19 protein-coding genes are annotated in these 23,857 nt (G+C 65.9%); 3 read left to right on the top strand and 16 right to left on the bottom strand.

Annotated elements, in window-relative coordinates:
* Positions 1-264: 264 nt before the first annotated feature.
* The 7 genes from mdlC to ACVINW_RS02985 all read right to left on the bottom strand — a co-directional run bounded on the left by mdlC (position 265) and on the right by ACVINW_RS02985 (position 8,004).
* A complete protein-coding gene (gene mdlC, locus ACVINW_RS03015) occupies positions 265-1,890 on the bottom strand; it encodes a benzoylformate decarboxylase (protein ID WP_456749935.1) in 1,626 nt (541 codons plus the stop codon).
* Positions 1,891-2,176: 286 nt separating this feature from the next.
* Positions 2,177-3,064, bottom strand: a complete 888-nt coding sequence (gene blaBJP / locus ACVINW_RS03010; protein WP_456749934.1) for a BJP family subclass B3 metallo-beta-lactamase — start codon at positions 3,062-3,064, stop codon at positions 2,177-2,179.
* Positions 3,065-3,440: 376 nt separating this feature from the next.
* The gene (locus ACVINW_RS03005; RefSeq protein WP_456749933.1) at positions 3,441-3,632 is read right to left on the bottom strand and encodes a hypothetical protein; all 192 of its coding nucleotides are present in this window, start codon (positions 3,630-3,632) and stop codon (positions 3,441-3,443) included.
* Positions 3,633-3,700: 68 nt separating this feature from the next.
* A complete protein-coding gene (gene hisC, locus ACVINW_RS03000) occupies positions 3,701-4,753 on the bottom strand; it encodes a histidinol-phosphate transaminase (protein WP_456749932.1) in 1,053 nt (350 codons plus the stop codon).
* A gap of 90 nt (positions 4,754-4,843) precedes the next feature.
* On the bottom strand, positions 4,844-5,695 hold the full coding sequence (locus tag ACVINW_RS02995; protein WP_456749931.1) for an FAS1-like dehydratase domain-containing protein: 852 nt from the start codon (positions 5,693-5,695) through the stop codon (positions 4,844-4,846).
* 27 nt (positions 5,696-5,722) lie between these two features.
* A complete protein-coding gene (locus tag ACVINW_RS02990; RefSeq protein WP_456749930.1) occupies positions 5,723-6,823 on the bottom strand; it encodes a CaiB/BaiF CoA transferase family protein in 1,101 nt (366 codons plus the stop codon).
* Positions 6,824-6,834: 11 nt separating this feature from the next.
* Positions 6,835-8,004 (bottom strand): acyl-CoA dehydrogenase family protein, encoded by a 1,170-nt coding sequence (locus ACVINW_RS02985; protein WP_456749929.1) that lies wholly within the window; start codon positions 8,002-8,004, stop codon positions 6,835-6,837.
* A 125-nt stretch (positions 8,005-8,129) separates the two neighbouring features.
* Here ACVINW_RS02985 and ACVINW_RS02980 point away from each other — a divergent pair, with 125 nt between their 5' ends.
* Positions 8,130-9,053 carry a LysR family transcriptional regulator gene (locus ACVINW_RS02980; RefSeq protein ID WP_456749928.1) on the top strand — a complete coding sequence of 308 codons (924 nt, stop codon included), beginning with the start codon at positions 8,130-8,132 and terminating at the stop codon, positions 9,051-9,053.
* A 125-nt stretch (positions 9,054-9,178) separates the two neighbouring features.
* On the opposite strand, the gene ACVINW_RS02975 is transcribed toward ACVINW_RS02980, so the two are convergent.
* From ACVINW_RS02975 to ACVINW_RS02960, 4 genes are all read right to left on the bottom strand, one after another.
* A complete protein-coding gene (locus ACVINW_RS02975; protein ID WP_456749927.1) occupies positions 9,179-9,772 on the bottom strand; it encodes a thiamine pyrophosphate-dependent enzyme in 594 nt (197 codons plus the stop codon).
* Positions 9,772-10,332, bottom strand: a complete 561-nt coding sequence (locus tag ACVINW_RS02970) for a thiamine pyrophosphate-binding protein (RefSeq protein WP_456749926.1) — start codon at positions 10,330-10,332, stop codon at positions 9,772-9,774. Before ACVINW_RS02970 ends, ACVINW_RS02975 begins: the two co-directional genes overlap by 1 nt.
* 138 nt (positions 10,333-10,470) lie before the next feature.
* Entirely contained in the window at positions 10,471-11,274 is an 804-nt protein-coding gene (locus ACVINW_RS02965) for an isocitrate lyase/PEP mutase family protein (RefSeq protein WP_456749925.1), read from the bottom strand.
* 69 nt (positions 11,275-11,343) lie between these two features.
* The gene (locus tag ACVINW_RS02960) at positions 11,344-12,240 is read right to left on the bottom strand and encodes an alpha/beta fold hydrolase (protein ID WP_456749924.1); all 897 of its coding nucleotides are present in this window, start codon (positions 12,238-12,240) and stop codon (positions 11,344-11,346) included.
* Between the two features lie 80 nt (positions 12,241-12,320).
* On the opposite strand from ACVINW_RS02960, the gene ACVINW_RS02955 reads away from it, so the two are divergent.
* Complete coding sequence (locus tag ACVINW_RS02955) at positions 12,321-12,857, top strand: MarR family winged helix-turn-helix transcriptional regulator (protein WP_456749923.1); 537 nt, start codon at positions 12,321-12,323, stop codon at positions 12,855-12,857.
* A 10-nt stretch (positions 12,858-12,867) separates the two neighbouring features.
* Here ACVINW_RS02955 and ACVINW_RS02950 read toward each other — a convergent pair whose 3' ends face one another.
* From ACVINW_RS02950 to ACVINW_RS02930, 5 genes are all read right to left on the bottom strand, one after another.
* Complete coding sequence (locus ACVINW_RS02950; RefSeq protein ID WP_456749922.1) at positions 12,868-14,703, bottom strand: methyltransferase domain-containing protein; 1,836 nt, start codon at positions 14,701-14,703, stop codon at positions 12,868-12,870.
* 89 nt (positions 14,704-14,792) lie between these two features.
* Positions 14,793-18,701: an autotransporter domain-containing protein gene (locus ACVINW_RS02945; RefSeq protein WP_456749921.1), complete on the bottom strand. Its 3,909-nt coding sequence runs from the start codon at positions 18,699-18,701 to the stop codon at positions 14,793-14,795.
* 363 nt (positions 18,702-19,064) lie between these two features.
* A complete protein-coding gene (locus tag ACVINW_RS02940) occupies positions 19,065-20,339 on the bottom strand; it encodes a cytochrome P450 (protein ID WP_456749920.1) in 1,275 nt (424 codons plus the stop codon).
* A gap of 185 nt (positions 20,340-20,524) precedes the next feature.
* Positions 20,525-21,796: a cytochrome P450 gene (locus ACVINW_RS02935; RefSeq protein WP_456749919.1), complete on the bottom strand. Its 1,272-nt coding sequence runs from the start codon at positions 21,794-21,796 to the stop codon at positions 20,525-20,527.
* A gap of 220 nt (positions 21,797-22,016) precedes the next feature.
* Entirely contained in the window at positions 22,017-22,403 is a 387-nt protein-coding gene (locus ACVINW_RS02930; RefSeq protein WP_456749918.1) for a hypothetical protein, read from the bottom strand.
* Between the two features lie 304 nt (positions 22,404-22,707).
* Between ACVINW_RS02930 and ACVINW_RS02925 the strand changes: the two genes are divergently transcribed.
* Positions 22,708-23,853 carry a DUF898 family protein gene (locus tag ACVINW_RS02925; protein ID WP_456756281.1) on the top strand — a complete coding sequence of 382 codons (1,146 nt, stop codon included), beginning with the start codon at positions 22,708-22,710 and terminating at the stop codon, positions 23,851-23,853.
* Positions 23,854-23,857: the final 4 nt, after the last annotated feature.

The raw sequence follows: 23,857 nt of genomic DNA, 5'->3' as shown, positions 1-23,857 counted from the left end.
AGGGGGAGAGAGGGGTAAGCCCCGGGCGAGACGATTGCCGCAAGTTTTCCGTTCGCAATCTCAATCGCGCGCGTAGAGACTCATATCGAGAGTGTGCCGTGTGGCACCCCTCTCCCTAACCCTCCCCCCGCATCCGCCTTCGCCAAGAGGCTTCGGCGGACAAGAGGGGGGACCCAGCCGCAAGTGCCTCCCTAACGAGTGGGTGAAGCCAGAGTGCTTGCGCAGCTGACTGCTTCGCAAGCGATGACGGAGCCGCGTTCGCCTTCAGCTTTTCTGCGTATAAAGCAGCGGCACTGCGGAATCGACCATCACCTCGATCAGGCTGGCGCCTTGATGTGACAGTGCACGCTTATAGGCGCCCGGCAGCTCCGCCGATTTCGTCACCCGCATTGCGTCGCAGCCCATGCCTTCGGCGAGCTTGACGAAATCGATGCCGGGTAGATCGAGGCCCGGCACGTTGCGCACCTGCATCACCTGGCTGAACGAGCGCATCGCGCCGTAGCCGGAATTGTTCATCACGACGACGGTCAGCGGCAGCTTGCGCTGCGCTGCGGTCCACAGCGCCTGGATCGAATACATCGCCGAGCCGTCGCCGATCAGGCAGACCGTGCGCCCCGTGCTGCGGCCGAGCGCCATGCCGACCGCGGCCGGCAGGCTGTAGCCGAGGCCGCCGCTCGCCATGGTGTAGAAGCTGTCCTGGCCGCGCATCGGCATCGCCTTCTGCATCAGCGGGCGATGCGACGGCACCTCCTCGACCAGCGCATCATGCGGACCCATCGCGGCCGAGAGCGCGTGCAGCGCGTATTCGGCGGGGATCGGATCGCCGGCCGCGGGCCCCGGCGGCAGGATGCGGCCCGCCGGTGCGGTGCGCCTGGTCTCGGGCAGCAGCGCGAGCAGCGCCGACAGTGCCGGCTTCATCGTCGCGACGATGCTGTGGCCGGTCGGCGTCATTGCGGCGGCATCGGGATCGTCGGTGATCTGGAAGATCGAGGTCGCACCGTCGAAGATCGCGGCGTGGCCCTCGACATGGAAGGTGAACACGGGTGCGCCGACCACGACGACAAGATCGTGCTCGCGCAACGCATCGGAGAGCTGGCCAGGGGCGGCATGCAGGAAGCCGGCAAACTGCGGATGGCGTTCCGGAAACGAGCAGCGCGCCGAGAACGGGCTGGCCCAGACCGCAGCCTTGGTCTTCTCGGCGACGTCAACCATGAGATCGACGGCTTGCGCGCGATCGACGGCGGGGCCGACGACGAGGGCAGGGCGCTTCGCCTCGCCGAGCGCTGCCACGAGCGCCTGCATCGCCGCTGCATCCGGGCCGATTTCGCGGCTGACCTGGCGCGCGTCGAGCGCCTGCGTCGCGTGCGCCCAGTCGTCGATCGGCACCGAGACAAAGGTCGGCCCGCAGGGCGGCTGCATCGCGACGTAATAGGCGCGCGCGATCGCGGCCGGCACGTCCTCGGCGCGCGCCGGCTCGACCGCGAACTTGACGTAGGGCCTGGGAAATTCCGAGGCGCGCTCGGCATAGAGGAAGGCCTGCAGCGGCATGATCGAGCGCGCCTGCTGACCGGCGGTGATCACCAGCGGGGTCTGGTTGCGATAGGCGTTGTAGATATTGCCGAGCGCATTGCCGACGCCGGCCGCCGAATGCAGATTGACGAAGCCGGCATTGCGGGTCGCCAGCGCATAGCCGTCGGCCATGCCGACGACGGACGCCTCCTGCAGGCCGAGCACGTAATCGATGTCCTCGGGCCAGTCGCTCAGGAACGGCAGCTCGGTCGAGCCGGGATTGCCGAACACCTTCCTGATGCCCCACGCGCGCAGCAGGCCGAAGGTGGCGTCCTTGACGGTGACGGTCTTGCCTTTGGCGGCGGGTTTGCGCGACGACATCGGGCGGCTCCCATTTCTGTCTTGTTCGGTTCCGTCATTGCGGACAGCAAGAGCGGACAGGCAATCCACCTGTCGATGGATTGCCTGGCGATGTCAAGCCGCCGCACCCATGGTTGCCGCGGCAACGGCCTGAAATGTTCAGTTCACGTCGTTCCGCGCAAAGCCTGCGCCTTTGGTGCGAGCGGAGCGAGCCTCGAAGGATGCGTGGCCCGAGTGGGGCCGTGCATCCTTCGAGACGCCGCTTCGCGGTTCCTCAGGATGACGGGATGACGTTTCGCGATGGCCCCTAATTGGCCTTCTGCAACGCCGCGGTCTGCTTGGCGAGCTGCTTGTCGAAATCCTGCTCCAGCCCCGCGACATAGCTGGCGTTTTCGCCCGGCTTAACGAACGGGTTCGGCGCGCCGTCCTTCATCTGCGCGCGCTTGGCCTGCATGTCGTAGACTTCGGGATGCGGCCCGAGCAGCACGTCGACCTTCATCGCCTTGACCTTGGCGAAGGTCGCGCGATAGTCGTCGACGATGCCGGGATAGGTCGGGCGGCCGATCAGCCGGTTCAGCGCCACCGTTCCGCTGCAGAAGAACAGCACATTGCGGGTTTGGTTGCCGTCCTTGACCGTCATCTCCCAGCTCGTGCAGCCGGGCGAATGGCCGGGCGTCGCATGCGCGGTCAGCGTTACGTCGCCGAGCGTCACCTTGTCGCCTTCCTTGACGGTGCGGTCGACCTTGACCGGCGTAAAGGCAAGATCGGCGTTGCTCTCGTCACCCGGATAATAGCCGCCCTCGAGCAGCGGCTTGTCACGCTCGCCGGCGATCATTTGCGCGCCGGTCTCCTGCTTGATCTCGGCAAAGCCGCCGGTGTGGTCGAGATGGGCGTGGCTGTTGAGGATGATCTTGATGTCGCCTTCCTTGAAGCCGAGCTTGGCGATGTTGTCCTTGATCATGCCGGTCGACTGCTGCATCGCCGTATCCATCAGGATCAGTCCTTGCGACGTCCTGATGATGTAGACGGCGATGCCGTCGGTACCGACGTAATAGATATTGTCGATCAGCTGGAATGGCTCGAACGGCGCCGTCCATTTCTTCATGACCGTGGCCATGAAATCCTTCAACGTCTGTGCTTGCGCACCGGTTGCGATCAGCGCGAGCGCGCACAGCGCGGCTGCGATCGTCCTCATGGTTGCCTCCCTGCCTGTTGTTGTTCGTGCACGGGCCGCACTATGCGTGCGGGCAACGCGGATCGCAAGCGCCGGAGGCACCCGGCCGGACAGGCGGATCGCCGTCCTGTGCGACGCGCGGTGCGGCTCCGCTTGCGTCGGGCAGCCACAATCCATGGGGGGCATGAGATTCGGATCGGCGGACACGATGCCAATGGGCCGGACTGGGACGCCGACTATATCGTTCGCGAGCAGCCGGCAAGCCAGTGCCGGAGTGACGGGAATGCGCGACGCGCGATCGGTCGCACAGCTTGGTGAAGAAACATGGCTCTCGGCATCAAATTCAGCGCGGCACGGTGCGCGCCGGGCGCGTAGGTGGTGCCGGAAGCGGCGTCATTTATGCCCGGTTGAAGCTGGCGCCGCGCTCGGACAACACCTTCTCGGCTTTCGGCGTCAACTCGTAGAGGTCGCCGTCCTTGGCGACGTAGCCTTCCTTGATGAGCCGGTCGACCTCGCCCTGCACGTCGTCGGCAAAGGCAATGGATTGCGCGATGTCGCGGAGAACCGCGACCTGTTCGTCTCTAAGCATGGCGTCCTCCGTCAGGGCGGGGAAACGCGCAGGCCGGCTTTCGGTTCCAGCGGACAGCCGAAACGGGGTCAGACCATCTGGCGCAGCAGGGCGAGCAGGCGGCCGCACTCGTCGTCAGTGCCGACGGTGATGCGCAGGAAATCCTCGATCCGCGGCTTCTGGAAGTGCCGAACCAAAACTCCGCGCTCGCGCAGCTTGGCGGCGAGATCGGCGCCGCGATGGCCGCCATGGCGGGCGAACACGAAATTCGCATGCGATGGCAAAACCTCGAAGCCCAGCTCAGCGAGGCCGCGGGTGAGCGCCTCGCGGCTTCGGATGATGCGTTGCCGCGTCTCGTCGAACCATGCCTCGTCATCGATGGAGGCGACTGCGCCTGCGATCGCAAAGCAATCCAGCGGATAGGAGTTGAAGCTGTCCTTGACCCGCTCCAGCGCCTCGATCAGCGGGCGCTGGCCGATGGCGAAGCCGACGCGCAGGCCCGCCAGCGCGCGCGACTTCGACAGCGTCTGGATCACCAAGAGATTGTCGTGGCGCGCGACCAGCGGCACGGCGCTCTCGGCGCCGAAGTCGACATAAGCCTCGTCGACCACCACCAGCCGGTCCGGCTGCTCGGTGACCAGCGCCTCGATCGCCGCGCGCGGCAGCGCGATGCCGGTCGGCGCGTTGGGATTGCACAGCAGGATGGCGCTGCCCGGGCGCCGGTAGTCGGCAAGGTTGATCCGCATCGCGGCATCGAGCGGCACCACCTCGTAGTTGATGCCATAGAGGCGGCAATAGACCGGGTAGAAGCTGTAGGTGATGTCGGGGAACAGCAGCGGCTTGTCGTGCTTCAGCAGCGCCGGAAAGGCGTGCGCCAGCACCTCGTCCGAGCCGTTGCCGACGAACACCTCGTCCGCCGTCACGCCGTAGCGCGCCGCGATCGCCTCGCGCAGCGCGGTTGCGCGCGGGTCCGGATAGAGCCGCAGGCGATCGGTGGTCGCGGTGATCGCTGCCACCGCGCGCGGTGACGGCGGGTAGGGGTTCTCGTTGGTGTTGAGCTTGACGAGGCCGTCGATCTTCGGCTGCTCGCCGGGCACGTAGGGCGACAGATTGTGGACGACCGAACTCCAGAAGCGACTCATGATTCCGTGATCCGTGGCTGAATGCGATCACAGTAAAGGATAGGAGACGCCGGCGAAAGCCGGCGCTTCATCTCGTGCCGCAATCAGGCGTTACCAGGTCGCCGTGCCCTTCATGGTCGGCTGGCCCTCGGCATTGGCGGTCCATAGCTCCATGCCGCTGTCCTTCTCGTTGGCATTGATCGAGAACTCGCTGCCCTCGAACAGCGGCTGCACGCCGCGATAGGTGAGCTTCTTCGGTGGCTTGCCGCCGCGGAGTTTCGCGGCGAGCTCGACGATGAAGGAGGCCTGTAGCGGACCGTGGAAGATCAGGCCCGGATAGCCCTCGACCTTGGTGACGTAGTCGCGATCATAATGGATGCGGTGGCCGTTGAAGGTCAGCGCCGAATAACGGAACAGCAGCACCGGGTCGGAGACATGGCTCTCGCGATGCTGGGCGACTGGCGGTGGCGGCGCCTTGGCGGGCGCAGCCGTCGATGTGCTCGTCATCTCGCGATAGACGATGTCCTGCCGCTCGCGCACCGCAAGTCCGCGTGGCGTCGTCACCTCGTGATTGACCGAGACGAAGCACAGCGTGCCTGTCGAGCCCGACTTCACGGTGACGTCGGCAATCCTGGAAGTCCGCTTGGCGTCGTCGCCGATCCGCAAGCTGTCGAAGAATTCGAGCTCGCCGCCGGCCCACATCCGGCGCGGCAGCGGGACCGGCGGCAGGAAGCCGCCGCGGGTCGGATGGCCGTCGGGGCCGAGTTGCGACATCGGGAACACCGGCTGCGCCAGGCACCAATGCGTGGTCCACGGCGCGGCATCGCCGGCCTTCGGCTCGCCGATCTCCTGGAACAGCGTCGCGCGCAACCCCATCACGAGATATTTGGTGACGACGTCGGAGGCCTCCGTGGTCTTGCCGATCCACTGGCGGAGATGATCGAGGTCGAGTTTATCGGTCATGACTGTCTTGCCCGGGCAGGAGGGATTTCAAGGACGTTTGGTGCGCTCGCCGATCGCGGGCACCTTGCCGTAATGCCTGTCCTCGCCGACCACGATCGCGGCCGGCGCCGGATAGCTGACCTTGCCGTTCGGGGTGTCGACCTCGATGCGGCGCAGATGCGGATGCCTGGCCAGATCGTCCATGCTGTTGACCTCGGCGAAGGCGATGTCGGCCTCGGCGAGCTTGGCCAGCAACTCCTCGCGCGTCAGCCTGCCGAAGCTGTCGCTGACGATTCCGTCGGTCAGCGTGCGGTTGCGCACGCGCTCGACCATGTTGGCGAAGCGCGGGTCGTCGGGCAGGCCCGGCTGTCCCAGCACCTTGGCGCACAGCGTCTTCCACTCGCGCTCGCTCTGGATCGAGATCAGGATCTCCTTGCCGTCCTTGGAGCGGAATACGCCATAGGGCGCGATCGAGGGATGGGCGAGGCCGATGCGTTTCGGCGACTTGCCGTCCTCGGCATTGAGCAGCGGCACGGTGAGCCAGTCGGCCATCACGTCGAACATCGAGATCCGGATATCGGCGCCCTGACCGGTGCGGCCGCGGCCGATCAGCGCCTCGAGGATCGCGGCATGCGCGGTGGCGCCGGTCGCGACGTCGACGATCGACATGCCGACCCGCGAGGCGCCCTCGGGGCCGCCGGTGATCGAGGCAAGGCCGCTCTCGGCCTGGATCAGGAGATCATAGGCCTTGCGGTCGGCGTACGGGCCGGTGTCGCCATAGCCCGTGATCGTGCACATGATCAGCTTTGGATAATCCTTGCGCAGCCGCTCGCGCGAGAAGCCGAGCTTGTCCATCGAGCCCGGCTTCAGGTTCTGCAGCAGCACGTCGGCGCCTGCGATCAGCTGTTCCAGCTGCGCGCGGCCTTCCTTGGTGGCGAGATCGACCACGGCGGAATCCTTGCCGCGGTTGAGCCAGACGAAATAGCTGCTCTGGCCCTTCGCCGCGGCGTCGTAGCCGCGGGCGAAGTCGCCCTCGGGCCGCTCGATCTTGATGACATGGGCGCCGGCATCGGCCAGGCGTGACGAGCAGAACGGCGCGGCAACCGCCTGTTCGACGGCGATGACGGTCAATCCCTCAAGCGGCAGCATGATCGGAGAACTCAATAGGAGCGGGGCATGCCGAGCACATGCTCGGCGACGAAGGACAGGATCAGATTGGTCGAGATCGGCGCCACCTGGTAGAGCCGGGTCTCACGGAATTTGCGCTCGACGTCGTATTCCTCGGCGAAGCCGAAGCCGCCGTGGGTCTGCACGCAGGCATTGGCCGCTTCCCAGGAGGCATCCGCCGCCAGCATCTTGGCCATGTTGGCCTCGGCGCCGCAGTCGAGCCCTGCTTCGTATTTGCGGGTCGCTTCCTTCACCATCAATTCCGCCGCGCGCATCGAGGCGTAGGCCTTGGCGATCGGGAACTGGATGCCTTGATTTTGGCCGATCGGCCGGCCGAACACGCTGCGCTCCTTGGCGTAGTTGGTGGCCTTGGCGATGAACCATTTGGCATCGCCGACGCATTCGGCGGCGATCAGGATGCGCTCGGCATTCATGCCGGAGAGGATGTAGCGGAAACCCTTGCCTTCCTCGCCGATCAGGTTCTCCGCCGGCACCTTCATGTCGGTGAAGAACACTTCGGTCGTGGCGTGGTTCATCATGGTGCGGATTGGGCGGATTTCGAGGCCCTTGCCCTTCACCTCGCGCATGTCGACGATGAACACCGAGAGCCCGTCGGTGCGCTTTCGCGATTGCTCCTTCGGCGTGGTGCGCGCCAAGAGGATCATCAGGTCGGAATATTCGGCGCGGCTGGTCCAGATCTTCTGGCCGTTGACGACGTAATGATCGCCGTCGCGGCGCGCGAAGGTCTTCAGCGACGAGGTGTCGGTGCCGCTGGTCGGCTCGGTGACGCCGAACGCCTGCAACCGCAACTCGCCGGTCGCGACCTTCGGCAGATATTTGGCCTTCTGCGCGTCATTGCCGTGCCGCAGCACGGTGCCCATCGTGTACATCTGGGCGTGGCAGCCGCCGCCATTGCAGCCGGCGCGCTGGATCTCTTCCAGGATCGCCGCCGCTGCGGACAGCTTCAGGCCCGCGCCGCCATATTCCTCGGGGATCAGCACCGAGAGATAGCCGGCTTCCGTCAGCGCATCGACGAATTCCTTCGGATAGGCCATCTGGCGGTCGAGCTTGCGCCAGTATTCGCCGGGAAACTGCGCGCAGAGTTTTGCCACCGCGTCGCGGATGTCGGTGTAGTCGTCGGTGTGTTGATCGTGTGCGGTCATTGTTTCTGTCTTGCCGAGAGGTTGCGCTTGACGCGGACAAAGCGCGCCCGCTGTTGTGGGGGCCCGGTAAACTCCCTATGCTGTTTTGTTATAGCGTATGAACCTGCCTTCCAGGATTGGCAAGTATGGATTTCCGCCAGCTTAGGACCTTTGCGTGCGTCGCGGAACTCGGGAGTCTGAGCAAGGCATCCGATACCTTGCGGGTCGCGCAGCCGGCGCTGAGCCGGCAGATCAAGCTCCTGGAGCACGAGCTGCGCACCGAACTGTTCACGCGCAACGGACGCGGCATGGTGCTGACCGACGCCGGCCGGCTGCTGCTGGCGCGCACCAGCGGTATCGTGCGGCAGATCGACCAGATCCGCGCCGACATCCAGTCCTCCGGCGGCGCGCCGTCCGGGCGCGTCGTGCTCGGCCTCGTGCCGACGGTGAGCTGCGTGCTGTCGGCGCGGCTGGCGCGGCGCACGGTGGAGCGCTATCCCGGCATCTCGCTCTGCATCGTCGAGAGCTACAGCGGCCATCTGATCGAGTGGCTGCACCGCGGCGAGATGGACCTTGCGGTGATCTACGGCCCCTCGGTCGACCTGCATCTGGCGGTGCAGAGCCTCGGCCGCGACTCGATCGTCGCGGTCGGCCCGCGCGGCAGCGGGCTGAAGCAGAAGAAGCAGGTGGATTTCGGCTGGCTGATGCGCCAGCGCCTGGTGCTGCCCAGTCATTCGCACGGCCTGCGTGCGCTGCTCGAGCATGCCGCGGCTCGAAAGAAGATCGATCTCGACGTCAAGCTCGAGGCGGATTCGTTTCGCGTCCTGACCAGCCTGGTCGAGGAGGGGCTCGGATACACCATGCTGCCGCCGTCCTCGGTGCGCGCCGAGGTGGCGGAGGACCGACTCGAGACGGCCGCCATCGCGCGCCCGGCGCCGCGGCGCGAGCTGACTTTGGCCTCGCCGGTCGAGCATCCCGGCTCCAATGCGATGACCCTGATCGCGAAGCTGTTGCGCGACGAGGTCGCCGCGCTGCGCGCCGAGGGTCTCTGGGACATCCAGCTCGCCTGAGCGCGGCTGCAGTTACTTCCGTCATTGCGAGCGAAGCGAAGCAATCCATCGTGCGGCGTGCGCGGAGGCATGGATTGCTTCGTCGCTGTCGCTCCTCGCAATGACGGCGGTGTGTGCATTAGATCTCAGCTCACCTTGAAGCCGAGATGGCCGCGGAAGCGGTTCTTGAGATAAGTGCCGTCGCGCGGCGGCAGCGCGCGCTCGACCTCGCCGGCGGCGATCCGGATCCGTGCCAGCCGCGGGCCGCCACCGAGGTCGCGCAGGCCGTTGCGCAAGCTCTCGATGCCCGCCATGTCGGCGATCTCCGAGACACTGCGGTTGCCGGCGCCATCAGCGATCACCTCGAGCTTCGCGCCGAGCCCGGAATGGCTGAGCTGCATGCCGGTCTCGCCGAAATGGCCGTTGTCGAGCACCGCGATCGAGAGATTGCCGGGCTGCTTGGTCGCGATGGTCAAGAGGCTGCCGATCCCCATCAGCTGCTCGCCGTCGCCGGTGATCACAAGCACCGGCCGCTTCGGCTGCGCCAGCGCCAGCCCGAGCCCGACCATCGCGGCGCCGCCCATCGCGCCCCAGAGATAGAAATTGCCGGGATGCTCGCCGGCATCGAACACGTCGTAGGAGGAGGAGCCGAGCCCGGAGATCACGAGCAAATCGCCGCGGTCGGCAAGCAGCGCCTTCACGGCGGCGCGGCGGTCGAGGGTGCCTGTTGCTGCGGACATCAATGCGTCTCCCTGGTCCACTTCTTGCGGCCGATCATCCGCTGCGCGATCAGCACGGCGACCTGCTGGTCGCCGTCATAGGCGAGCGAGGCGGCGGCCGAGATCACGTCCTCGGCGTCGTCGGGGTTCTCCAGCCGCAGCACGGTCGTGCCCATGATCTCGAAGGCCTGCCGCGTCGCCCGGCCCATCGGGATCTGCCAGGGATTGAACTCGGCCCATTCGCCGCGCATCGTCACCAAGGTCAGCAGCGGAAAGCGGCAGCTCGCCATCAGCGACAGCATGTTGATGCAATTGCCGACGCCGCTCGATTGCATCAGCAGCACCGCGCGGTCGCCGCCGAGCCAGGCGCCGGCGGCCAGCGCCACGCCTTCCTCTTCGGTCGTCAGCACCGTGGTCTTGATGTCGGCGTCTGCGTGCGACAGCTTGATCAGCTTGGAATGTCCCGCGTCGGGGACGTAGGACACCTGCGCCACGCCAAAGCTCTTCAGCGTGCGGTAGATCGCAACCGGCCAGTCGGTGCTGGTGGCGCTGTCCTGGTGAACGGCAATCTGGTCCATCATGGCCTCGGTACGGGGCGCGCAGCGGCGCGTCCTCGCCGAAGCCTTACTGCGCGAGCAGCTTTAATTCCCTTCGCATCTGGCTCGCGCAGCTATACCGGATTTGTATACCCGCGTCGCCGCGGCCGGCGACCTTCGAACTCAGGCGCTCGGCTGCAGGAACGCACCGTACTGCCTGCTCGCGATGACCGCGGCGGCGGCCTCTCCGATGACGCGCATCGCGGCCATCATCGGCCAAGGCCCAAGGCTGATCCTGCGAACACCGACCCGGGTGAGCTCCGGGATTTCGGGAACGCCCCGCGTCACCATGATGTTGACCGGCAGCGGCGTGAGCTGAACGAATTCCTCGATCAGCGCGAGGTCGGTGAGTCCGGGTACGAAAATGCCGTCGGCGCCGGCATCGGCATAGACCTTCGCACGCCACGCCGCCTCATTCAGGCATTCTTCCGGCGAGCCGAACTTCAGCAGAAACGGGTCGGTGCGCGCATTGATGAAGAGATGGATTCCGAACTGTTGCGCGGCGGTCCGCACCGCCCTGATCTTTGCGGCATGCTGCTCCGGGCTGACGAGTTGCCGTTTTCCGTCCAAAAGCCCGTCCTCGATGTTGATGCCGATGGCGCCGGCCTTCAGGATTCTGATCGCCGAATGTGCGGCCGCCTCTGCCGTGTCGCCATATCCTGCCTCCAGATCGATCGATACCGGAATCGAGACAGACGCGGTCATGCGCGAGACCAAGCCTTCCACCATGTCGAGGGGCGCATTTTCCCCGTCCGCATAGCCCAGCGCGGCTGCAACCGCGCCGCTGCTGGTCGCCACCGCCGGCGCGCTCTTTGCGATGGCCTTCGCGGTGGCGACGTCCCAGGCGTTGAACAGGACGAGCGGATCGCCCTGCCTGTGTAGAGCATGAAACGCTTCGGCGTATTGCTGCTGTGTGGTGGCGTCCATTGCGCGCACTCCTTTTGAGGGAAGCGAAAAGATATCGGCTGACGTGGCCGCTGCTCGCGGCGCGCCGGTTCAATCGTCGTGGCTCTTGAACCAGTCCATGATCAGACTGGTGACTTCGGCCTCGCGCTCGAGGTGCGGGAAGTGCCCGACGTCGGGCAGGACGATGCGCCGATGTGGCCCCTTGAAGAGCGGCTCTTCCTTGATCGAATAGCGCGCCGTCGGGTCGTTGCCGCCATAGATCGTCAGCGTCGGCGTATGCATGTCGGTGATCGGCAGCAGGCCCGCAACTCCCGCATCGATCAGGCCGTTATAGTATTTCAATGCCGCCTTCATGGTACCGGGCGAGCTGAGCGTCTGCTTGACCGAGCGGATATGCTCGTCGTTCTCCAGGGCTGGCGACCACAATTTCCAAAGGTAGTCGACGAAGGGAAGTCCCTCGATGTTGACCGCCGCGTGAGCGCCGGGCACCGTGAAGAAATAGACATGGAAGACCGATCGAACCGCATCGGGATCGCTCCTGAGGCTCGGGATTGTGATCGGATGCGCGGTATTCATCACCACCGCGGCCTTGATTGCCGACGGCGCGGTGGCCAGCGCCTGGAAGGTCGATGTGCCGCCCCAATCCATGCCGACGACGCAGGCTCGTCCGTCGTCGCTCAGCGTTTCGATCAGCGCTACGAGATCACGGCCCAGCGCGATCGGATCGAAAACGCCATCCGCCGGAATCTCGGTCGGCGCGTAGCCGCGCAGGAACGGCGCGACTGCGTGATAGCCGGCATCGGCGAACACCTGCAGTTGCTTGCGATACGACCAGGCGTTGTCGGGAAAGCCGTGCATGAACATCACGAGCGGTCCGCTGCCCTGTTCGAGATAGGCAAACCGCACGCCGTTGGCCTGCACGTATTTCAGCATGGGCTCGCTGACGGTCTTGTCAGGCGTTGCCAGCACGGTGCTTCGGATCGTCATCGCGGATCTCCATTTTTCGTCATCATTGCTCTCACGGGCAAATATGTGCGCAGCGCACATATAGGGTCAAGTTGTTTTTTGTGCGCAACGCACATATTATTTCCGGCATGGAGAACGGAATCGCCAATCTGCTGGGCGCGCTGTCGCTCGCCGTCATGGATCGCATTGAGCAGAGTGCACGCGAGGTGGTCGGCCGCGGCGGCGAGACGCCCGCGGCGCTCATCGTCATCGGCTACGGCCAGGGCATGACCAACGACAAGCTGAGGCGGATCCTCGGCCTGTCGCATTCCGGAACGGTCCGGCTGGTCGATCGGCTGGTGTCGGATCGGTTGGTCGAGCGCCGGGCGGGTAAGGACGGCCGTGAAGTCGCTTTGCACCTGACGGCTACCGGCGCTGCATCGCGCAACGAATTGCTGGCGTCGCGGATTTCAGCCGTGACGTCACTTCTCGACGTGCTGTCGGCGGCCGAACGGAAGCAACTCGCGACCTTGATCCGCGAGTTGCTGGCAAGGCAGGACACCTCTGAGATGGATCGCTTTACGATCTGCCGGATGTGCGACGACCGGGTCTGCACGAATTGCCCGTTGCCGACCAATAAAGGCCAGCACGCGCGCTAGCGTCCTGCTGTTAAGGTGCGCTCTTTCGCGCCGTGAATACGTACATGTCCCAGAACGTCTCGGGATGCTCGATCTCGAAGCGGTGCCATTGATCCAGGTTGGTCTCGTCGGCCGCGCCCGGAAACTGCTTGCGGAATTGGTCGAGCACTGACGGGTCGTCAAACGGCTCAAAGCCCCGGAACGTCAGGCCGTGCTCGCTGAGGAAGGCCGCGATCTCGGGGATCGTGAGGCGATGTTCCATGACGTTGAACAGGAGGTCGCGGCAGCCGCTCATGCTGTAGAAATCGCTGGCGCCGATCAGCGGTTTCCATTGCTCCGCCTCGCGGAAGATCTCCTGGCGGCACCGTCGGATGTCGTCGGCGGTGGCGCGATAGCCGCGCGCGGCGATGCGGGCGCGGGCTTCGACGATGACGCGACGCGCCAGCTCGCTGTACAGGCCGATGCGCATCGTGCCGCCCGGCCGCAGCAGCGAGACCAGCACGCGCCAGCCGGCAAACGGCTCGGCGAGATGATGCAGCACGCCGACCGATTCGATGCTGTCGAAGCTGCGATCGATCGCGCCCAATTCCAGGATATCCCCTTGCGCGTATTCGATGTTGCGCAAGCCCAGCTCGCGGGTCTTGCGTCCCGCATAGGCGAGGCTGGTCATGCTGATGTCGACTGCGAGCAGGCGGGCGTTCGGATAGACCTGCGCGATCTGGATCGCGTGCGAGCCGGTGCCGCAACCGGCGATCAGGATATCCCGTTCGGCTTGCTGTTCCGCGGTCGCGACGGTCCGCCCCCGCGCCCGATCGGCCGCGAATGCCGTCAGCGGATTGACGGTCCAGCGCGGATAGGGATTTTCCTCGTATTGTCGCATCACCTCGACGGAGACGTCGTTCTTGATCGGGGTGAGCGCCGCAATGGCGCTGCGTTCGGCGATCTCCTCGCGCGGCTCGCGAAGCTGCACCCGGAGCAGGCCGGCGATGGTCGCAGGCCAGTCCCGGTGCAGCAGCGCGTCCGCCGCGGGCAGGTCGTGAAGCGGGCAGTAGGCCGCAACGACCGCCAGCGTCAATGGCGCGACCGCAGCGCCTGACGCAAGGTCCCGCAGCAATCGATCACGCAATGCACCTGCGCGATCGCTGTCCGCCGCGGTCTGTCCATAGACATATTCGTTGATGAAGCATTGCCGGGCGAGCGCGCAGGCAAAGCCGACGATGTCGTCATCGACGTCGTCTGCGTTGGTCGCGAGCCGCAGCAGCTCGGCCCGTGCATGTCCCAGCAGCAGCTCGAGCTGCATGCTGGCCAGCGTCGTCGCTTCCATCGCCGAGCGCAGGAACAGATCGCTCGCAAGCGGGGCGATCCCCTCGCTGCCGAACAATTCGGCGTTCGCGATCGGCAGCGGCCACTTGCCCGCGATCCGTTCGACATAGCGGGTGACGGTCGGGCTCTGCAGGATGAAGCCGATCGCCTTCGTATCCATGCCGAGCGCCAGCGCCTTGCCGAAAAGCGCCGCCGCCTTGGTCCGATTGCCAAGCGCCTGGTAGGAGTTACCGGCGTTGTAGTGGCAGGCGGCGTTCACCTCGTCTGACGCAATCGCCTTGGTGAACAGCTTCGCCGCGGCCCGGTGATCGCCGGCTGCCTGGGCCATCAGGCCGAGCAGGTTCAGGCTCTGCACATGGCCAGGTTCGCGCGCAAGGATTTGCCGGCAAATCTCCTGCGCGTCGCCAAAGCGGCGCATCGCGTAGAAGCGGCTGGCCTCGGCGGCAAGGCCGGCAATGCTGACGGCCGTGGAGCCGAAAACAGGTGCGTTCCTGGCGGAGGCGTCCCGTCGCTTACCGGCCGCACGCCGTTCTTTTCGGTTCATGTTTCGTCACCGGCCAAATCATGGAGCGCCGCAGCGCGCGGCTGACGGTGTCTACCACATTGCGGGCCGGATGGCGGAGCAGCAGGCGCTTACCACCGATAGCGCACCGTGCCCCTGCCGGCGTAGGAGGTCGTCACGCTGGAGAATTCGCCGTCGAAGACGGCGGCGGCCGACCAGCCGTTCAGCCAGTTCATCTCGATCGAGGCCGTCGTCAGCGCGGCATCGCTGGCCTGCGCAGCGCCGTTGACGACGAAGCTCGCGCCCGGCAGCGACTGGAAGGTCGCCCCGATCGAGCGATCGGGATCGAAATCATGGGCCCAGGCGAGGCGGCCGCGCAGCGTCAGGACGCCATCCGGCATCGCAAAGGACTTGTCGGTGCGAACGCCCAATTCGCTGCGGACGTCGGTGACGTTCTTGGCAGCGTAGGCCAGCGCAAAGGCGGGCGAGCCGACCGCTGTCTGCTCGGCATAGGCCGGCAAGATGAAAGTGGTGAACTGTCCCGCCGCATAGGGCGTGATGCCGACGCCGCCGACAACGGGCGCAACGAACCGGTAGCCGCCTTCGAGACGGCCGGACCACGCATTGGCGTTGAACTCGGCGCGCAGCTGATCGAGACCCGCGATCGTGACGCTGCGGTTGGTGGTGATGTCCTGCCAGCCATAGGCCAGCGCGGCTGAGAGGTAAGCGGCACCGTCATTGTGACGGAGATAGGCACCCGCCTGGAACAGGTCGGAGCGGCCGTAGCCTGCGCCGTTCACGCTGAAATTGGTGCCGCCGCCGGCCACTGCAAAGCCCGCGACGGTGTTCGGCGAGAACAGATAGTCGGCGCCGACGGCCGTGCCGACGATGCTGCTGCTGGTGTTGTTCGATCCCGTCGCCGCGTTGCCGTCAGTGGTTTGCGAGCCGCCGAAACCGGTCGCCCACACGCTCCAGCGCTGCGTGAACGTCGCCGGGGGCGCCTTGGTGAGCATTGCATAGGCATCGCGATGGCTCGCCGCGTAGCCCAGTGACGGATCGGCATAGCCGTTCCCGGACGGCATGGAGGACGACGCGCCGTTCCGGTTCTTGAAGGGGCCGGTCAGGATGCCCATGAACTGGTTCATCGCGCTGAACGTCGCCTGTTGCGCACCGCTGCCGAGCTCACCTGAGGCCTGCGAAAGGCCCGACGGCGTCAACGTGCCGTACACCAACGGAATGCCGCCCGTCCTGTTGAAGAAATTGACCAGCGCATTGCCGACGGCCTGCTGATTGCCGGACAGCCCGCTGCCGAAATCCGGAGCGGACGGTGGCGGGGTGTAGTTGAGCGTCAGGTCGAGATAGGCGTGACTGGCGTCGTAGCTCAGCCCGGCTGCAAAATTCGACGGCAGGTTGCTGTTGACCAGAGAGCCGAATGTGCCGGAGACGCCGCTGCTTGCCGTGACGATGGTGTACTGCTTGGAGACGTAGCTGCCGTTGGCGAAGATCGCGCCGACCGTCGCGCCGCCGAGTGTCGCGACACCGTTCACGCTGATCGAGGCGGATGCCGACGGCGTCACGTGCACCAGGTAGGATGCGCCTGATTGCAGCACGAGATTGCCGTCGATTGCCAGCGCTCCGGTCGGATTGGACGCATTGCCCGGGGCGAGTGTGCCGCCGTTCATGATCGTGGTCGACACCGGATCGACGGTGCCGATGCCCGACAATGTGCCGCCGGAGCCGACGGCGACGCTCGCGACATTGAGGCTGCCGTTCACGTCGACCGTGCCATTGTTGATCGTCAGGGCAACCGGACTGGCGCTATTGCCCGTCAGCGTCCAGACGCCGCCGACCACGCCGAAGCTCGCAAAGCCCTGGTATTGCCGGCCGCTGCCGAAGGAAGCGAGATTGAAGTTGGCGGTGCCGCTGCCGCCGAGCTGGAACGCGTCGTTGCCGGTGCCGACCACATTGCCGACGATGGTGGAGCCGGACTGAAGCTGCAGTGTGTTGCTGCCGCCGGTGAACTGGATCGCGTTGGCGCGCGTGACGCCGTCGCCGCCGAGGCCGCCGGAGATCGAGCCGCTGTTGATGATTGTGAGATTGGCGCCGCTGACGCCGACGCCGCCGAGACCGGCCGCCGCCGACGCGCCGGCTGTGCCGGTCGCAGTCCCTGACGTGCCGTTCGTGCCGGCCAGGCCGTTGCCTCCGGAGGTGCCGTTCTGGCCTGTGGCGCCGTCCGCGCCGGGCGGGAGGCCCGGCCCGGGACTTGCTCCTCCCGCGCCGCCCGCACCACCTGCGCCTCCGGCGCCGCCGATGCCGCCGATTCCTCCGCTGCCTGCGCCGCCCGCTTGGCCTGCGCTGCCCGCCGCACCGGCGGCGCCGCCATTGCCGCCGGTGATACTGCCGCGATTGATCAGCGTGCCGCCATTGGCGAACGTCGCACCGGCGCCGCCATTGCCGCCATTGCCGGCGTTGCCGCCGTTGCCCGAGGCCGTGCCGCCGTTACCGGCATTGCCGCCGGCCCCGCCGGGGCCGCCGAAGCCGCCAAGACCGCCCGCGCCGCCGGTGCCGCCGGGCACTCCAGAGGAACCGCCAGCCCCGCCATCGCTGCCGCTGCTGCCGCTTCCGCCTGCTCCGCCGTTGCCGCCGCTGCCGGCATTGCCGGCGTTGCCGCCATTACCGCCGTGACCACCCGCGCCGCCGGTGATCATCCCCAGATTGGTCAGCAGGCCGCCGTTCGAGATCGTCGCGCCGTTGCCGCCGTTGGCGCCGCTGCCGCCATTGCCGCCATTGCCCGAGGCGTTGCCGCCGTTGCTTCCGGCGCCGCCGCCGGCGCCAAAGCCGCCGCCGTTGCCGATGCCACCGGGCACGCCGCTGAGGGGAGTGCCGGCGGTACCCGGCGCGGATGTGGCGCCGGCGCCGCCCACGCCACCATTGCCGCCATTGCCGGCGCTACCGGCGTTGCCGCCATTGCCGCCGTTGCCGCCTGCGCCGCCGATAATCGCGATCGAGCTTGTCGCGTTGCCGCCGCTCTCGAGCCGAAGGCCGTCGCCGCCCTTGGCACCGTTGCCGCCGACGCCGCCATTGCTGGTCGCGTCGCCGCCGTTTCCGCTGCCGCCGCCATTTCCGCCTGAGCCGCCAGTGAATATGGATCCAGAGCTGACGCCGCCTGCGCCACCTGCGCCACCATTGGCGCCGGCGCCGCCGTTTCCGCCATTCCCGCCATTGCCGCCGGCACCGCCATTACCGCCGGTCACGGTTTGCGAAATCGCGAGTGTGGCGGCGCTGATTGCCTGCAGGCCGATCGCACCAGCGCCGCCATCGGCGCCGCGTGCGCCGTCGCCCGACGAGACGCCGCCGGCGCCGCCGCTGCCGCCTGATCCACCCAACCCGCCGATCGCTCCTGGCAAGCCAGCAAGTCCGGGGGGGCCGCTGCCGCCGTTCCCGCCATTGCCGCCGGCGCCGCCGCTACCACCGATTCCGCCAGCGCCGCCGCTGACGGCTTGCGAGACGGTCGTGGTGCCTGTGGTCGTGACCTGCAGGCCGGTGCCGCCGGAAGCTCCGCTGCCGCCGGCGCCGCCTTGAGCGATTCCAATGCCGCCGATTCCGCCCGGAATACTGAAGATGCCGGGCGCTCCCGGAAAACCATCAGTCCCGGCGCCACCGTTACCGCCCGCGCCGCCGGAGCCGCCCGTGCCGGCACCGGCTGCGCCTTCACCGCCACCACCGCCGCCGCCGCCGTTCAGGGAGGATGATGTGCCTGTTCCGCCGTTCGCACCATTCGTGCCGTTGCCGCCGATGCCGCTGCCGCCATCGCCGCCATTTCCGCCATTGCCGGCGTTTCCGGAATCTATGCCGCCAAGGCCGCCGGCGCCGCCTGCGGCGCCGCCACCGCCACCACCCGCGCCCTGGCCGGTTGAATTTCCACCAACCCCGCCGTTCGGCGAGACACTGGTACCTGCCGTACCTCCGCTACCGCCTGCGCCGCCACCGCCGGCTCCGCCGACGCCTCCATCGGCGTATGCCGCGGCGACCGCCGCCATCAGGGCAACGGCCGTGCTCGTCAGGAGTGCAAGGCGATGGGTAGCGCGATGACTTCGTGCAATGGGCTTGGGCGAACGGTTCATGACCGGCAGTTTTCTTGGCCGACTGGACTTGGACGTATCCTCGCCGGCGAATTTTAGTTCGGATCGTGGTGACGATAATTCATCGAAAGTCTCAAACACGCGATTTTTGTCGCTCCGGCTCTGCAATCTTATCGTGTGATGCGCAACGGCCACAGCCAGGACGCCACATGCGTGGGATGAGAAGCGAGCGGCCTCGTCGCATCACCGCAACGGTGCGATCAAGCAGTCCGAGCTGATCGCCGTCATGGCGGGAGCGCGAGGTCGAGCTGGCGTTGTTCCTCAGCCCGGGATCCGGACCGGCAGGGTCTCGATGCCGCGGACGAAGCTGGAATAGACCCGCTTCGGTTCGCCGACCACCTCGATGCGGTCGAATCGCTTCAGCATCTCCTGCCAGACGATCTTGAGCTGCAGCTCGGCGAGCCGCATGCCGACGCAGCGGTGGATGCCGAAGCCGAACGACAGATGGATGCGCGGCCGGGCGCGGTCGATGATGAATTCGTTCGGGCGCTCGATCACCTCGTCGTCGCGGTTGCCCGAGACGTACCACATCACGACGCGGTCGCCCTTCCTGATCGTCTTGCCGCCGAGCTCGGTGTCGACAAGGGCGGTGCGCCGCATATGCGCCAGCGGCGTCTGCCAGCGAATCACTTCCGGCACCATGGTGTCGATCAGGTCGGGGTTCTCCTTCAGTTTCTGGAATTGGTCGGGATGCTCGTGCAGCGCCAGCACCGAGCCGCTCATGGTGTTGCGCGTGGTGTCGTTGCCGCCGACGATGAGCAGGATGATGTTGCCCATCAGATTGTCGGGGTCCATGTGCCGGGTGGCGTCGCTATGCGCCATCATCGACAGCAAATCGTTGCGCGGTGCCGAGTTGACGCGTTCGTTCCACAGCTTGGAGAAATAGCCGTAGCACTCGTCCATCTCCTGCCGGCGCTGTTCCGGCGACTCGACGATGCCGCCCTTCGGCAGCGCGGTGGAGACGTCGGACCAGCGCGTCAGCTTGCGCCGTTCCTCCCAGGGGAAGTCGAACAGCGTCGCCAGCATCTGGGTGGTCAATTCGATCGAGACGCGCTCGACGAAGTTGAAGGTCTCGTTGCGCGGCAGATTGTCGAGCACGCTGGCCGAGCGCTGGCGGATCAGCTTGGCGAGTTCGTCGAGGTGCGTCGGCGTGAACATCGGCGACACGGTTTTGCGCTGATGGGCGTGCTTCGGCTGATCCATCGCGATGAAGCTCGGATAGTCGTAGCCGGGCGGCACGTCGCGGATCGAGATGCCGCCGAGCGTGGAGTCCGAGGAGAAGATGCCGTGGCTGGTGTCGACATGCATGATGTCGTTGTATTTCACGACAGACCAGTAGGGCTCGATCGGCGCATTGGTGCAGTAGTGCACCGGCTCTTCCTTGCGCAGCCGCTCGAACCACGGCCACAGCGTGTCGTTCTGGAACAGTTTTGGCGCGCCGGGATGAAAATCCTTCAGCGGCGTCGCGTAGGCTTCCTCGCGCGCCTGGCGCTCCAGTTCGGCCCGGTCGGCACGGATGGCGGTCTGGACGTTCATTGATCTCTCTCTTCGCAATTTTCCAAAGCCGCACGGGACGTGGTCGGGCTCTCTCCCCCCTTGCGGGGGAGAGTTGGAGAGAGGGGTGAGCCACGAGAGCTGTCTGCGCGGCTTACCCCTCTCCCTAACCCATCCGATTCTGCCTTCCTGAACGCAAATGTATCAACACGACAGCGAATGCACCCTCACGCGGCAATGCGCACGGGCAGCGTCTCGTAGCCCTTGATGAAGCTGGAATACACCCGTTGCGGCTCCTCCACCACCTCGATGGTGTCGAAGCGCTTGAGGATCTCTTCCCAGATGATCTTAAGCTGCAACTCGGCGAGCCGCAGGCCGACGCAGCGGTGGATGCCGAAGCCGAACGAGATGTGGGTACGCGGCCGGGCGCGATCGATCAGGAACTCGTAGGGCTTCTCGATCGCCTCCTCGTCGCGGTTGCCCGAGACGTACCACATCACGACCTTGTCGCCCTTCCTGATCTGGCGGCCGCGGAATTCGAAGTCGGAGAGCGCGGTGCGCCGCATATGGGCGAGCGGGGTCTGCCAGCGGATCACCTCGGGCACGAAGCTGTCGATCAAGGCCGGGTTGTCGCGCAGCTTGCGGTACTGCTCCGGATGCTTGGCCAGCGCATAGATGCTGCCGGACAGCGTGTTGCGCGTGGTGTCGTTGCCGCCGACGATCAGCAGGATCAGATTGCCGAGGAAGTTCTTCGGGTCCATGTTCCGCGTGGCGTCGCTGTGCGCCATCATCGAAAGCAGGTCGCTCTTCGGCGGCTGGCTCGATCGCTCCTTCCAGAGCCGCGCGAAATAGCTCGCGCATTCCATCAGCTCGGCCTGCCGCTCGTCCTCGGTGGCGACGAGGCCGCCGGCGCCGGGCAGGGTGGTCGCGACATCTGACCAGCGCGTCAGCTTGCGGCGGTCCTCCCAGGGGAAGTCGAACAGCACCGCGAGCATCTGCGTCGTCAGCTCGATCGAGACCTTGTCGACCCAGTCGAACACCTCGCCGCGCGGCAAATTGTCGAGGCACTCGGTCGAGCGCTTGCGGATGTTGATGGCGAGCTCGTCGAGATGCGTCGGCGTGAACATCGGCGCCACGGTCTTGCGCTGCGCCGAATGGCGCGGCTGATCCATCGCGATGAAGCTTTCGCGGCGCAGATCCGGCGGCACGTCGCGGATGGTGATGCCGCCGAGCGAAGCAGCCGAGGAGAACACCGAATGGTTGGTCTCGATGTCCATGATGTCGTTGTAGCGGGTGATCGACCAGTACGGACCGAACATCGAGTTCTTGCAGTAGTGCACCGGATCCTCGCGGCGCAGCCGGTCGAAATACGGCCAGAACGTATCGGTCTTGAACAGCTCGGGATTGCCGGGATCGTAGTCTGCGAGCGGCAGCGTGTTGGCGCGTTCGCGCGCGGCGTCCAGATTCCTGTCGTCGACGAGATCGATGGTCCCGTGCATGAGCGGCTCCTCAACCGTTGCCGCGCGCGGGGCATCGCCGGCGCGGCATGTTTTACGGAATTACATTCCCATTCCGGCGTTCGCGCAAGGGCTGTCGACGCGCATTTGGCCGCATTGATGTCAGGCCAAAGCGGCCGAATCCGGACCTTTCCGGTCGTGGAGGCGACGATGCGTGTTTGAAACGGCGTTTGATTCGGCTGGACGGCGTCGGTGCTGGTCTCTATTGGCTGTCGCTTTTTTCGCCGCCGGCTTTTTCGCACGGATAGGTGTCCTGCATGCCCCACAGCAGCAGGAGAGCGATCGCCATGTCGCCTTTCGCGGATCGCTTGTCGGCGGACTTGAGCATGATCTCTTCGACTTGCTCGCTGCTCAGTGCAAGGTCGCCGGGCATGCAGAACAGCATTTGGCCGCCATGCCGCTTCAGCCAGGCATTGGAGGCCATCAGGCCGCCCCTGACGCCGTCCAGGTACATATGATTGAAGATACGAAAGTTCTCGTTCTTCGGATTGCGATAGGACTCCAGCCGCACATCGACGGCGGCAGCGGGAGCTGCCGTCAGCGCAATGAAGAACGTCGAGAAGCATGCCGACATGATCCACTTGTTCATCGCGACTTTCCTCGGTTGCGGCGACGTCTTGCTTGCAGCGCCTCATCCATAAGTCATCTGGTTCCCTCCTTGGGTTCGACGCTCACGCACGACGGGGTGCAGGCGGCGCCCTTGCCCGACGGGGGATACCGGCACCGGGGATCGCCCTGTTCCGGCAATCCCGTTAAGGCATGGCCAACCGCATCAGGCCAAAAATCGCCCGGCGATCTCGACCTTGTGTGAAACCTGGATCACACTCGGAGCGACAAACCTGTGCTTTTGATGCGCAGAGATTGTCCCGTCCTGGAGTGACGCCGTGAACGATATGAGCTGGACCCCGCTGGGGCCGCCGCAGCCGCCCCCGCAACCGCCGCCGATGCCGGTGGCGTTTTCAGGGAAGCGGAAGGAGTTCTTCCGCCTGGTGGCGCGTGGCGCCGGGCTCGAACTGATCACCGTCGGCTTCTACCGGTTCTGGCTCACCACCGACATCCGCCGTCACCTCTGGTCGAACACCCAGATCGACGGCGACGCGCCGGAATATACCGGCCGCGGCAAGGAGCTGTTGATCGGCTTCCTGGTTGCGTTGGCGATCCTGGTGCCGATCTATCTCGGCTACTTCCTGATCGGCATCGAGGCCGAGCATCTCAAAGCGTTCGCCTCGCTGCCGCTGGTTGCCTTCTTCTACCTGTTCGGCCAGTTCGCGATCTATCGCGCGCGGCGCTACCGGCTGACCCGCACGGTGTGGCGCGGCGTTCGCTTCTGGATGAGCGGCTCGGGCTGGATCTATGCGCTCAAGGCCTCGCTCTGGGGCCTTCTGGTCATGATCACGCTCGGCCTGGCGCTGCCCTGGCGCGAGGCGGCGCTCGAGCGCTACAAGATGCGGCATTCCTATTACGGCGACCTGCAAGGTTCGTTCGAGGGCCGCGGCTGGGAGTTCTTCAAGCGCGGCTGGTGGCTGTGGCTGTTGATGCCGTTCGCGCTGTCGTCCTACGTCTTCGCGCCGTTCGCCTATGCCGCGTTCAAGGCGGTCGAGTGGCGCTGGTGGTTGTCGGGCATCCGCTTCGGCGAGGTGCGGCTCGAATCGACGCTGAGCCGCGGCGCGCTGGTCGGCCTCTACTGGAAGGTGATCGGCTGGATCTTGCTGCTCGTCGTGGTATTTGCGGTCTACGTTATGCTCTGCGTCTTCCTGGCCGCCAGCATCAACGGCTCTTCGATCGATGCGTTCTTCAAGACCGAAGCGTTCGCCAAGAGCATTCCCCTGATCGTCCTGCTCGGTATCGGCTATCTCGCCTTTGCGCTGACGATGAACGTGGTGATGCGGGTCTATCTGATGCGCGATCTCTGGGTCCGGGTGCTGTCCTCGACCATCGTGCACAACATCGCTGCGGCGGCCAACGTCACCGCGCGCGGCGATCTCGCCAATGCGCTCGGCGAAGGTTTTGCCGACGGCCTCGATGTCGGCGGATTCTAGCATC

It is taken from the genome of Bradyrhizobium sp. USDA 4461 (genome assembly GCF_054055655.1).
Note: the sequence above shows the minus strand (reverse complement) of the source record. Positions and strands in the feature narration are given on the sequence as shown.